This is a genomic window from Shewanella sp. DNRA4 (genome assembly GCF_012843185.1).
Lineage (GTDB): Bacteria > Pseudomonadota > Gammaproteobacteria > Enterobacterales > Shewanellaceae > Shewanella > Shewanella xiamenensis.
This window is the reverse complement of record NZ_JABAIP010000001.1, coordinates 430,852-444,289: the sequence shown is the minus strand read 5'-3', so window position 1 is coordinate 444,289 and position 13,438 is coordinate 430,852. Positions and strand designations below refer to the sequence as shown.

The window sequence follows — 13,438 nt, the reverse complement described above, 5'->3', positions numbered from 1 at the left end:
TCCCAATTTGTAGGGTAATCGACGCCAGCTTTTAATAAATACGATGAAGTTTTCATTACTACATATTGACACTGGTGGCGCTAAATGGATAGCCCTTATACCCATACATTGTTAGCCGATTTCTGGTAAGGCCAAACATAGGCAAATAGATGAGAATTTGTATGGCAGCAGGTGTGGGAATTTTCGATTGAGCTAACGAGCCGAAACACACTTTGGGGCAAAAGCTTTTAGCCAGATGAACTGTTGTTATCTTGTGTTAACAATTAAGGTAATCTCAGGTTAGCCGCCATTATCTTATAAACTGATAAGTTTAGTGCTAAGTAACCCTCTTTCGCTATCCGAAGTATTTCACCCATCACTTTAATCAATCGACCAAATTAGAAAGCACACTATTTTGCAGCGGTTAACTCAATAAAAGCGGCGGTGTACATTTTCAAATTCAGCATAAACTGTTTATGGGTAATAAATTCTTTCTCCGTGTGGCCGGTGTATTCCACGCCAGGCATGGCGGGGCCAAAACTTAAGGCGTTAGGAAATAATTTACTGTTGGTTGAGCCGCCAATGGCCACAGGTTTGGGAGATGCTATGCCGGTAAAGTGGGCAAACACATTGAGTAAGGTTTGCTGATGGGGTGCATCCTTTATCACCATAGGTTCGCCCCAATAACTTTCCACATCGATGAGAGTCACTTGATGCTCTGCTTGCCATTTGTTCAATGCATCCTTGGCTTGGGCTGAGAGTAACTCAGGCGTTTTGCCCACTGGTCGACGTAAATTAATGGTGACTTAAGTCCCTTTACTCGTTTGCGCAACGACAGTGGGGACCAGCGTTAAAGCGCCCATAAAATCATCTTTATAGGCCAGATCGCCAAACTGCTCGGCATAAATCCCCAACCCCACTAACTCATTCATGGCGGCGACAGTGAGTGCCGCGGTGGTTTTAGGCCAAGTGAATGGCTGCAGTAATGCGGCCAAATGCGTCACAGCATTCACCCCATCTTCTGGCGTGGAGGAATGGGCCGCCTTACCGTCGGCAAAAATATGCAAGTCGCACACGGCCTGCTCGCAAGTACGCTCGAATCGATACTTCATCCCCTGCTGCTTTGCGGCGCTCGCCTGTAATTGTTCAAACAAGCTTGGGGTAATGGCATGAATTTGCGCCTCGGCTTGCTGTGGCACTTGGCTAGCAAAATAGCCGCCTGAGAATGCCGTTAAGCTAGGAACTTTTGCGACGCCCTGCTCCTGCGTTGACTCAAGATTCGGTACAGTAAAGCCAATCTTACTCCAACCCTTTTCGGCGGTAACCACAGGATACTCAGCATCTATGGTGATATTCATCTGCGCTGGAGTGTAATGGGCTAAAAAGGCTTTTAGTGGATCCCAATCGGACTCTTCGGCTAAATACACCAACAGCTCAATGCGTTTTTCCCGTTTGAGTTGTTTATCTTTGATGGCCTTCATCGCATACATGGCGGTGACAATCGCGCCTTTATCATCTTCGGTACCGCGACCTATCAGCTTGCCAGGTTCAGACTCGGTATCCAGCACATAGGGACTTTTGGCCCAGAGCGCGGGATTGGCGGGTTGCACATCGCCGTGGGTGACGACTCCCAATTTCTCAACCTGTGAGCGTTGGGCATCGACAACATTGGCATCGAGGCCAATCAGCACCACATAACCGTGGTCGGCATAATCGAGCCCGAGTTCTTGGCTCAAGCTTTTTAAACTCGACTTAAAACCAATAAAAGCAGGGTTGGTATCGGGCGTTTGCCCCTCCACTGCTTGGGTATTAAAACTGATTAAATGCGCCAGACTCTTGACCATCTGTGCGTCATAGATGCTCACCGCATAATCGGCCACCTTAAGTGCATCTTGGCTAAGGCTAGTTGATGACGCTGCTGCTTGCGATGTCCACAGCGCAGCGGCTAATAGGGAATAAGAAAAACGACGACAGAGGCTCGTACAGTTAAACTGAAGCAATTCCATAGAGGTCCTATTTATTATTTGTATGATGAGGGACTTACATTCAAACGCACCAAAGTAATGGCTTTATCCTTTGCCGAATATTGCCTTAGTGCGGGGCTCAGTTTGCCATAGTTCTTCCGTTAAAAACCGCAGGCTAACCATTTGTTACAAACAAAACACAAAATCGATGGAACCCTTAGGCGAATACATGCTAAACAGTCAGCTTAAAATAAGCTTAATGGTTGTTAACACCATTAATCCAACAGAATAATAATCACCTAACGGGAAATTGACATGAAGGGACTAAGCCTAAAATCACAGGCCCTTAACGCGCGAACACTCAAACCACGCGCAATCACACTGACCTTTAGCGCTATCACGCTCGCCCTCGCCTTAAGTGGCTGTAGTGCACAGCACAGCGATATTGCGGCGCAGGCGAAAGTCGCACCGAATGCCATGTCGGCACAGATCATCAGCCAAAATGCCAGCAACCCATTCTTTAAACCCTATGATACGTTTATGGAAATACCGGCCTTCGATAAGATTAAGCCCGAGCATTTCCTCCCTGCATTTAAGGCGGGTATCGCCCAACAACACGAAGAAATCCAAGCGATTGTCGATAATAAAGACAAGCCGACCTTCGCCAACACCATTGAAGCGATGGAGTTTTCGGGCGATCTCGTCACCCGCGTTTCCAACGTCTTCTTTAACTTAACTGGGGCTGATACCACTCCTGAGCTGCAAGCGATTTCCAAGGAAGTCTCGCCAATGTTATCGTCCGCCGAAGACGATATCTTATTGAATGATAATCTGTTTCAACGCGTTAAAGCCGTTTACGACAGCAAAGGCAGCTTAAAGCTCAACACGGCGCAGGCCAAATTACTCGAAGACACCTATAAATCGTTCACCCGTGGCGGTGCTAACCTCAGCGAGCAGGATAAAACCAAGCTGCGCGCCCTGAATGAAGAAATCGGCAAACTTAACTTAGCCTTTGGTGACAATCTGTTAGCCGAAACCAATGCCTTCGAGCTAGTGATTAATAAGCAAGCTGACTTATCAGGTTTACCGGCCGATGTGATTGCCACCGCCGCCGAAACCGCGAAAAAACGTGGCCATGAAGGCAAATGGGTATTTACCACGTCACGCCCGTCTATCACGCCATTTTTAACGTATGCCGATAATCGCGAACTACGCGAAAAGCTCTATAAGGGTTATATCGAACGTGGTAATAACAATAATGCCAATGATAACAAAGTCATTCTGGCAAAAATTGCCGCACTGCGCGCCGAACGTGCGCAGCTCATGGGCTATAAAACCCATGCGGATTTTGTGTTAGAAGATCGCACCGCCAAGACGCCTGAAAATGTCTACGGCTTACTCAATAAAGTTTGGCCAGCAGCCCTTGCCCAAGCCAAGGCTGAGGTTGCAGATATGCAGGCGTTAATCGACAGCCAAGGCGGCAAGTTTAAGCTGCAAGCTTGGGATTGGGATTACTATGCCGACAAAATCCGTGTTGCGAAGTACAGCTTTAACGAGCAGCAAACTCGTCCTTACTTCTCCCTAGACAGCACCCTAAAAGGCGTGTTCTATACGGCCAATCGCCTCTATGGTTTAAGCTTTAAAGAACGCACCGACTTACCCAAATACAACCCCGAAGTGCGTACTTGGGAAGTGTATGATAAAGACGGCAAGCTTATGGCCATCTTTATGGGCGACTATTTTGCCCGTGATAGCAAACGCGGCGGCGCTTGGATGAACTCGTTCCGCAAGCAATACCATATGAATGGTGTCGATTCTAAACCCATTATTGTCAACGTGTTGAACTACCCTCGCCCAGCGGGTAATGAACCTGCGTTGCTCACCTTCGATGAAGCCAGCACCCTGTTCCATGAGTTTGGCCATGCGCTGCACGGCATGTTATCCAATGTTGAATATCGCTCACAGGGCGGAACAGCAGTACCTCGCGACTATGTGGAGTTCCCTTCACAGGTCAACGAAAACTGGATGACTCAGCCCGAAGTGCTCGCGCAATTTGCTAAGCACTACAAAACCGGTGAAGTGATCCCGCAGGAACTGGTGAAAAAAATCCAAGCCGCCAGCAAGTTCAACCAAGGCTTTGCGACCGTTGAATATATGGCCGCCACTAAGCTCGATTTAGATTGGCACACCTTAACCGATACCTCGCCTAAGGATGCCGCCAAGTTTGAGGCCGACTCGTTAACTGCCATGGGATTGATTAATGAGATCAGCCCACGTTACCGCAGCACTTACTTCTCGCATATCTTTGCGGGCGGTTATTCTGCCGGTTACTACAGCTACCTCTGGTCGGATATTTTAGGTGCCGATGCCTTCGAAGCCTTTAAAGAAAATGGCATTTTCGATAAAGCGACCGCCGATGCCTTCCGTAACAACATCTTGTCTAAGGGTGGCAGTGACGACCCTATGTTGATGTATAAAAAATTTCGTGGAAAAGAGGCAGGAATCGAACCGTTGTTGCGTAGCCGCGGTTTAATTGCTGAGTAATCAACCGCCAGCACGGTGAAAACAATGCGAGTATTGTAGTTATGAACAAAAAATAAGGTGCCATCGGCACCTTATTTTTTTAGTTCTTATTTAACCACGATGGGAATATTAAGCACCTCAGATGCCGTCCCTGCGAGTCCAACATCACTTAAGCCTGGCGTTGTAACTGTGACAATTAAATTACCAGAGTCGGGCTGATCGCCACCTTTTAAGCTTACAACAAACTGTCTGCCACCATTATAATTTGTACTTGGCCAAGTATAACTACCTGAACTCGTGACAGTAGCGCCTGTAGCTTTAAAGTTAACCACTGTTCCAGCAGGCATTTGCTGATTATTAATATCAGCTATAGTAAATACAACAGATGCGCTACCTTTTAGTCCGATATCAATTTGGTTGTTACCTGCAACATTATCAGTAATCACAACATTTCCAAGACTGGTTGCGTAAGCCTCACTGCTTGACATTACAAGAACAAGCGAGCGCCGAACCGAAATTGAAGCTTGTGGGCTACATTTTACCCCAGGAACTGAAGCGTCACATAACACACCGCTGTACTCTCCATCCGCTAAGTTAAACTCTCCTTGTCCTGTTGGATTCACGGGATCAATAAAGTCAGTGAAGGTTTCGCGAGCACCGGAGGTATCCGTAGTACTTGCTGTCATATACTTCGGCGTATAAATACCATCTTCGTTATGATCAACGTAGGCTTCGGTCAAGTCATAACAGTCTCCGCTGTTATCACGGCCACAATTTGTTGAGGTACCGACAAATAAATTAAATTCATTCGCGGTATCGAGAATATTGTTGCTATTTAGATCAGGGAAAGACTCTTCACCAATTGCTGTAGCAGTAATAGTGACTCGTCCACCATAGGGTTGGCCATAATAGTTCCCAAAATAGCTTCGACCAGCGAGATTGACCTCTTGCTTTAATAAAGCAGTAGGATCTTTAACGCGATTACCAATGCTATCGAAAAAAGGCCCATTAGCGGCAACACCAACTGGACGAGGTTGTTGACTAGTCCAAACTACAGAACACACTCCTTTTTTTGTTTGGCATGAACTCTCAATTGAACCACCTTCCGCAGTGAACACTACAGCAGTACCATCTGGCACAGGGTTGTTAAAAGCGTCAGCTAAACGGGCTGTTACAGTCACTTTAGCGCCATCATAATCCCAGCCTTCAACGTTTAAAACTGAAGCGGAGAGTGAAAAGCTGTCTTGATCAGGCTTACCCGTTGAAACGACTAATACATTAGATTGGCTTGAAATGACGGCCCCATTGGACCCTTGAGTCGTTGCAGTCACACGCACCGTGGTTGCGACAGTACCAGAATTCACTACTGTTTGTACGTAGCCTTGATTATTCGATGTCGCAGTTGCAGGTGTTAAGCTTAATCCAGCAGAATCATTGTTAAGCTTAAAATCGACCGATTTATTCGCTACAGCATTGCCATTTGTATCCAACACTCTAAAACGCAAAGTGGCAGATTCTGCAGTGCCAGTGCCTTTGATACCAATATTCTGAGGTGTTGCATCAACGAAAACGATACTACCTACACTTGCTGACAACACTTTAATAATACCTGTAGCGGAAAGGTTTTTACCCCCTACATCTGCAGTAACAGTAATATTGTCATCACCGACACATCCTTTTGCGAGATAGGTACTCGTTGCTTGGCCGCCGACTGCGGTAACAGGAGTACTTAACACTGCTTCTGGTGTCGCCTTATTTGAACAAGTTGAAGCAAATTTAACATCCACAGGCTCGGTAAATGGATTACCGTTACTATCCTGAAGAAGGACAGAAATCGTTGCAGTTCCTCCTGCTGATAATGTGGTAGCACTCACATCTGCTTTGCCTGACACGAAGGGCGAGCCACTTCCCATTAATACATTGGTAGCGCCCACTACAAAGACTTGCTCACCAAACTCACCCGTGTTCAACGATGCTTTTGCAGTACCCGCACCAGGAAGACTTCCCGCATATAAATTAACGCTAGCTTTGCCATTAATATCTGTAATGGCAGTTTTTACTGGTAGATCGCCAATTGTTGTATCAAAAGTAACAATGGCTGCTTTTGATAATCCAGTTACTGTTGCAGTTAAAATGCCAGGTGTAGTCGACGTAATACTATCAATCGCATTACCAGCAGAGTCTGTCAGTTTTAGAGTAACTTGAGCTCCCCCATTAGCGGCTCCGCCATCTCCTTTAGTTTTAAAATCAAAAGGATCAGATGTTACAGCTGCTCCACTAGCGGGTGTATATGTTGCAGTAATCCGACCAGAACCGAGCTTGTTTCCAGGTAAAACATCAATGGAAACTTTTCCATCTGCATTAGTGACACCACTTTCAGGTGTTAGAACTCCATCACCTTCTAAATTAAAAATAATTCGCCCCACAAAAGGGCTTCCATTTTTAGTTAATTCTGCATTCAATTTCCCAGGAACAGCATTCGAAACTTCAGTTATCGGTTGCCCACTTGAATTTGTCAGCCCCAGTTTAATGACATATTTATCTGATGGAGTGGTACCAGAGCCATCATCGGAGATACTGCCTCCGCCTCCACATGCAACCAAAAAAAGTGAACATAGTCCTGCGAGAAAAACCTTATACGCTGACTTCATTGTCAGGCTCCCTGTTATTCTAATGATAATACTAAGATTGACGCTTATAACTTATAGGCTAACATTACACAATTTTCACGTAACTTTTCCATTACTCTCTTATTTTATTTTGCATATTTTGAACTTAGTTTAACATTAGAACTCATTTAAACTTCTGCATTTTCTTGCTAGTCTTGTCGTCGCCAATATTAGAACGTATAAAAAACACACAGGAACCCCCATGGCAACCTCATCACAACATAAACTCGGCCTTACCAGTAAAATTTTAATCGGCATGGTTACGGGTATTGCAATTGGACTATTTCTACGTAATTACTTTCCGGATAGTGCATTTATTAAGGACTATATTACCAACGGCTTTTTACATGTTATCGGTACGATTTTCATCTCAAGTTTAAAAATGTTAGTCGTTCCACTGGTATTTATTTCCTTAGTCTGTGGGACATGTTCCTTAAGTGAACCCTCAAAATTAGGGCGATTAGGCGGCAAAACATTAGCCTTTTATTTATTCACAACCGCTATAGCCTTAGTACTAGCTATTATCAGTGCAGTGATAGTCCACCCGGGTAATGCTTCACTCGCGTCAGAGAAAATGCATTACGTTGCAAAAGAAGCGCCGAGTCTCGCTGATGTGTTAATCAGCATAGTGCCGACCAATCCAATGCAAGCCATGAGCGAAGGCAATATGCTGCAAATCATCATTTTTGCAGTGATTTTTGGGTTTGCTATCGCTCATATTGGCGAGCGTGGTAAACGTATTGCTGTATTGTTTGAAGATTTAAACGAAGTGATTATGCGCGTAGTTACCCTGATTATGCAGCTTGCGCCTTACGGTGTTTTTGCTCTAATGGGTAAACTTGCCTTAACTCTCGGCGTAGAAACTTTCAGCAGCGTGGTTCAGTATTTCTTTGTCGTACTCGTCGTATTGCTTATTCACGCTTTTATTGTATATCCCATTTTACTTAAGGTGTTTTCAGGTTTAAGTCCGTTGATCTTTATTCGCAAAATGCGCGATGTACAGTTATTTGCCTTTTCCACCGCCAGCTCTAACGCTACCTTACCTATTACCATAGAAGCTTCAGAACACCGACTTGGTGTAGATAATAAAATCGCCTCTTTTACCCTGCCATTAGGTGCCACCATTAACATGGATGGCACGGCTATTATGCAAGGTGTCGCAACGGTATTTATCGCTCAAGTATTTGGTATTGAGTTAACCATTACCGATTATGCGGCGGTGGTTGTAACCGCGACTCTGGCCTCGATTGGTACTGCAGGCGTCCCTGGTGTTGGCCTCATAATGCTCGCGATGGTGCTTAACCAAGTTGGCCTCCCCGTTGAAGGTATTGCATTAATTATTGGTGTCGACCGACTACTGGATATGGTTCGTACCGCAGTAAACGTCACTGGCGATTGTGTGGCCACAGTCGTGATCGCTAAATCAGAAGGCGAATTTAATGAAACCGTCTTTAATAATACTCAAGCTGGCAAAGTTGCCCCAAGCTTCGATGAGCAAGTCCATAAAATAGATTAAAAATATCTCTATAATTTATCGTTTATGTGATCATTCCAAGCCCAACATTGTTGGGCTTGTTTATTCTGCAATATCACCATTCTGTGAACAAGCAAATAGAATAGTCCTTTAATCATCGCTATATTAGCCTGCATCAATATTGGCGTTGGAGAAGATTATGTGGTGGAGAGTGAGTTGGATGATTGTCGCCTTTTGGCTGTTAAGCGCACATTTTTTACGGTATGACCAGCTTGTATTCACAAGCCTTTTTGCTATAGCACCTTGTTTCCTGCTTATTAAACAACCACTTGTGATTCGAATAGTTCAAGCCGCTTTGTTTATCAGTGTCATCACCGTTTGGGGAACCACTGCAATCGATGCTGTACAGATACGGCTCGCCCATGGAGAGCCTTGGTTAAGACTGGCGATCATCATGGGTAGCGTAATGCTATTTAGTTTAGGTGCAGTGTGGAGCGGCAACGGCATCTGGAGTAAAGCGAAATAAAGGCAATAGCCATTAAAAATGCATTAAAGATAATGACTTTAAAGACAATGGATTAGTACTTATTTTCGCCACTAACGAACCTTGGTCAGCCGAGGTTAAGTTCCTTGTGGGTAAGATAAGACAATATTTGGCTCCCGCGTATAATTTGCGTACACTGAGTCCAGTCGACGTTAAGGCATGAGTATTATGAGAATTTTGGTTGTTGAAGATGATCTTATTTTATCCCATCATCTAAAAGTGCAGTTAAGCGATTTGGGCAACCAAGTTCAAGTGGCCCTCACTGCCAAAGAAGGTTTTTTCCAAGCAACCAATTACCCTATAGATGTTGCCATTGTCGATTTAGGTTTACCCGATCAAGATGGTATTAGTCTTATCCAACAATTACGTGAAGAAGGCGTTAAAGCCCCCATTCTTATCCTCACAGCGAGGGTGAATTGGCAAGATAAAGTTGAAGGCCTCAATGCGGGCGCTGACGATTATTTAGTTAAACCCTTCCAAAAAGAAGAACTTGTCGCAAGACTTGACGCCTTAGTCAGACGTAGCGCCGGCTTTGTCAAACCAGTCATTACCAGTGGTGAGTTAAAACTTGATCTTGCCGCTAAACAAGTAACGCTCGGCAATGACATTATGGAAGTCACCGCCTTCGAGTACCTTATCCTCGAATATTTAATGCGCCATTGTCATGAAGTCGTCGCAAAACAGCGGCTATTAGATGTCATTTATGGCGACAAAGAAGGCGATCCTAATACTATCGAAGTGATGGTGAGTCGCTTACGTAAAAAACTCACCCGCGATGGCATTGATAATCCGATAGCCACAATCCGTGGCCAAGGATATAAATTTAATCTGCCATGCAACTAAGGCTCAAATTCAAGAAACGTCTGCTTACCCGGATGTTTCTCACCTCGTTATCTATCATCACCTTAGTAGGGTTTGGCCTCGCTTGGATGGTCAACATTCTGCATGCGCAAAATAGCTATAACGAAGAAACCGCCCAGCTTATCGCCGAAATTCCACAAGTTGCCGCCGAGCTTAGAGAACATGATCTTATTCCTGATACCAGTGCTTGGTTAGAGGAAAACAACAAGCAAGAGCGGTATGTAATCGCAAGTTGTGATGAGAAGTTTAAACAAGTATGGACCTCATCCCTCGCTGTTGACCGTGGCCTCTTCGATACCTGCGAACGTTTCAACGAAATCCGTAACGACTCTCCGCCCTATTACCTCACCATGGCCGATGACAGAGGTTACTTTGTGTATTTGCTCGCGGTAGAAATCGCTGGCGTACATTACAACCTGCTTGTAATGAAAGATGCAGCCAAGCTCGAGCAGGAATACAGCAAATTCAGTAAACGCACCTATATCCGTCTGGCCATGGTGCTCGCTCTCGCACTGATTCTGCTGGTCAGTGCGGCATATTGGGGGATGCGTCCACTCGTAAGGATGCAAAACGAGTTGCAGTCGATAAACCAAGGTAAGACTAAGTCACTTTCAGAAGGTTACCCCGTTGAGCTTGAAGGCGTAACTCAAGCGCTTAACCAACTATTACAGCAATCGAGCGCCCAACAACAACGCTATCAAAACGCGATGAACGATCTGGCGCACAGCTTAAAAACTCGTCTTGCAGCCGTTCACGCCATTACCGATGATACAAGTCTGACAAAGCAATCTGCCAATGAAAAAATCATGGAGCAGATCAGCCAAATGGATCAGCTGGTTAAATATCAACTAAAACGCGCCATGTTAGGTCGCCAGGGATTAAAGCAGGAACACACCGCGATTGCCCCACTTGTTGAGCAACTCGCACAAATGCTATTTAAAATTTACCGTGACAAACAGGTGAAATTTAAAGCCAACATATCGACTAATTTATTGTTTCCCGGTAATAAAGGCGATTTAATGGAACTCTGCGGTAACTTAATGGAAAACGCCTTCAGGCTATGTATTAGCCAAGTACAGGTAACAGCACATTTTAATCAGCAGGGTGATTTTGAATTGATCGTCGAAGATGATGGCCCAGGCGTAGAAGAACAACTTAGGCAAAAAATCATTCAGCGCGGCGTAAGAGCCGACAGCCAATCGCCAGGGCAAGGGATTGGCTTAGCCGTATGTGATGAAATTGTCAGTAGTTATGGCGGAAGTCTAAATATTGAAGAAAGCCATCTTGAAGGCGCGCGATTCAGAATTACCATCCCAACCTAACTATCCTATGCATAAACAGCATAAAGCTGCTCGGCGCGATTAAACATCACCCAAGAGGTGGCAATGTACTTATCATTACTGATAGGCATATTGCCACGATGGGAATGAGTAAAACCTGCTGGCGCAATCACCATTGTGCCTTTTTTAGGTGCGATTTTACGCTGCTGATAATAAAACTCGGTCTCGCCGCCCTCTTCTACATCATTTAAATAAAACATGTAAAGCACCACACGGTGTAAGGCCTCGTTGTGGTTAAGCTGAGGAAATTGCTCTGAATGCCAGTGGGGATATCCACCTTTATTCTTTTGATATTTCTGAATATTAATACTACCACTGCGGTATAAATATTTGACCAATGCTTCGGCTCTCGGCTTACCAAGACGCTCAAAATTCGTTGGCGTTAGAGTCACAGCTTGACCTTGTTCATCACTAACAGAAACCGCCACCGCCCCCATCAACGCCATCGAATATTGAGTAAAATAATCAGCGATCCCCTTAAGGGTATAAGATAACAACTCATTCTTAAGTGGCTGTAAATCTATGAAATTATCTAGTGTAAGATCTCGACTGATCTTTTTTTCAAGATCTACCCCATTACCGGTTTGCCCATCAACCACACCTGAGTGGTTTTCGAACGCAAGAATGAGACGATCACATAAGTCTTCAGGTATCGCATTAGGGTATACTTCGATAAAATCCATATAGGCTCAATGCTTCGGTTATTTTCCAATCTTACTATGCTGACATGTTAGTTAAGTAATTGTAAAGCTGCACCATTGATATAAAATAACTCCATTGGCTTCACGATAACAAAAATATGAAAAAAAGCTGTAAAGTATCAATTCATCAATTACAAGTGGGTAATTTTGTGCGGTTACCCGTTGCTTGGAAAGATCATCCTTTTTTATTCAGTAGCTTTCACATAAAACAGGCTGCGCAAATTGAATTAATTAAAAATCTCGGTATTGAACACGTAATTGTCGATTTAGAGCGCAGTGAAACCGCACCGTTAAATCCTGAGGCCATTAATCCTATCAAGCTGCCACCGAGTCCTGAACTGCACGATCTTAAAAATGATATGGATGTCTATAAGGCTGAGCAAATCGAAGTCCAGAAAAAACTACGCCGAGATATTCATAAAACGGAACAAAACTTCACCCGTTCAGTGGCCATGATGCGCAGTATGATTTCTAAACTACGCAATCGGCCGTTGAATGCCGTTGATGATGCTAAGGTGTTAGTCCACAGTATGGTGGAACAGCTGTTAACTTCCGATAATCTAGTACTGCACTTAATGAGTGACGCCAAACAGGATGAGAGTATTTACTACCATTCGTTAAACGTTGCCATACTGGCCATGCTGATTGCCAAAGAGATGGAATGGGATCGAAGTGAAATTGAATTAATCGGTTTAAGTGCGCTATTTCATGATGTGGGTAAACTCAAAGTGCCACCGCAGATTTTGAAAAAGACCACACCTTGGTCTGCGCCTGAGCTTAATTTTATTAAGCAACATCCCCTTCTTGGGATTGATTTACTCAAACTGGCTGAGAATTTCCCTGAGGCTGCCTTCCCTGCTATCACCAATCACCATGAGTTTCTTGATGGCACAGGTTACCCCAAGGGATTGCAGGAAACGGATCTTGATAAGATGTCCCAGCTATTAGCAGTAGTGAATGAATATGACTCCCTGTGCTACCCAGGTAATCAGGGTAAAGCTCGTATGCCATACGCCGCGTTGGGACACTTGTATAAACAATATAAAACAAAATTAAATCAGGAATATATTGGCAAAATGATCAAGATGCTTGGCATTTATCCCCCCGGAAGTGTGGTGGAATTGTCAAGCGGCCAATATGCGATGGTGATGTCGGTCAATCTGCAAAAGCTACTTTGCCCTAAAATCCTCGTTTACGATGCATTAGTGCCAAAAGATCAAGCGCCTATCGTTGATCTTGAAATCGAAGGGATCAGTATTGTCCGCTGCCTTCCTCCCGCGGCACTACCTGAAAAAGTTCACGAATATCTCAACCCTCGAGAACGAGTCAGTTATTACTTTGGTGGCGATAGCCGCAAATAACCCCCATAGAAAAGCCGGAGAA

At 44.6% G+C, this 13,438-nt stretch carries 8 protein-coding genes and 1 pseudogene; 6 read left to right on the top strand and 3 right to left on the bottom strand.

The window, feature by feature from the left end; translation table 11 throughout:
- Positions 1-389: 389 nt before the first annotated feature.
- Positions 390-1,985 (bottom strand): annotated as a pseudogene (locus HG547_RS01905) (dipeptidase).
- A gap of 273 nt (positions 1,986-2,258) precedes the next feature.
- On the opposite strand from HG547_RS01905, the gene HG547_RS01900 reads away from it, so the two are divergent.
- Positions 2,259-4,487 carry a M3 family metallopeptidase gene (locus HG547_RS01900; RefSeq protein WP_169546785.1) on the top strand — a complete coding sequence of 743 codons (2,229 nt, stop codon included), beginning with the start codon at positions 2,259-2,261 and terminating at the stop codon, positions 4,485-4,487.
- Between the two features lie 86 nt (positions 4,488-4,573).
- Here the strand turns inward: HG547_RS01900 and HG547_RS01895 are convergent, their stop codons facing one another.
- Entirely contained in the window at positions 4,574-7,117 is a 2,544-nt protein-coding gene (locus tag HG547_RS01895; protein WP_169546783.1) for a hypothetical protein, read from the bottom strand.
- 220 nt (positions 7,118-7,337) lie between these two features.
- Here HG547_RS01895 and HG547_RS01890 point away from each other — a divergent pair, with 220 nt between their 5' ends.
- The 4 genes from HG547_RS01890 (at position 7,338) to HG547_RS01875 (ending at position 11,336) form a co-directional block, all read left to right on the top strand.
- Positions 7,338-8,651 (top strand): dicarboxylate/amino acid:cation symporter, encoded by a 1,314-nt coding sequence (locus HG547_RS01890; protein WP_169546781.1) that lies wholly within the window; start codon positions 7,338-7,340, stop codon positions 8,649-8,651.
- Between the two features lie 157 nt (positions 8,652-8,808).
- Positions 8,809-9,135, top strand: coding sequence for a hypothetical protein (locus tag HG547_RS20950; protein ID WP_169546778.1), 327 nt, complete (start codon positions 8,809-8,811; stop codon positions 9,133-9,135).
- Positions 9,136-9,321: 186 nt separating this feature from the next.
- The gene (locus tag HG547_RS01880) at positions 9,322-9,996 is read left to right on the top strand and encodes a response regulator (RefSeq protein WP_011072043.1); all 675 of its coding nucleotides are present in this window, start codon (positions 9,322-9,324) and stop codon (positions 9,994-9,996) included.
- Positions 9,987-11,336 carry a sensor histidine kinase gene (locus HG547_RS01875; protein WP_169546776.1) on the top strand — a complete coding sequence of 450 codons (1,350 nt, stop codon included), beginning with the start codon at positions 9,987-9,989 and terminating at the stop codon, positions 11,334-11,336. The genes HG547_RS01880 and HG547_RS01875 overlap by 10 nt, the downstream gene beginning before the upstream one ends.
- A 5-nt stretch (positions 11,337-11,341) precedes the next feature.
- Here the strand turns inward: HG547_RS01875 and HG547_RS01870 are convergent, their stop codons facing one another.
- Positions 11,342-12,037, bottom strand: coding sequence for a 2OG-Fe(II) oxygenase (locus HG547_RS01870; protein WP_169546774.1), 696 nt, complete (start codon positions 12,035-12,037; stop codon positions 11,342-11,344).
- Positions 12,038-12,153: 116 nt separating this feature from the next.
- Here HG547_RS01870 and HG547_RS01865 point away from each other — a divergent pair, with 116 nt between their 5' ends.
- Positions 12,154-13,416 carry a DUF3391 domain-containing protein gene (locus tag HG547_RS01865; protein WP_037417439.1) on the top strand — a complete coding sequence of 421 codons (1,263 nt, stop codon included), beginning with the start codon at positions 12,154-12,156 and terminating at the stop codon, positions 13,414-13,416.
- Positions 13,417-13,438 lie beyond the last annotated feature (22 nt).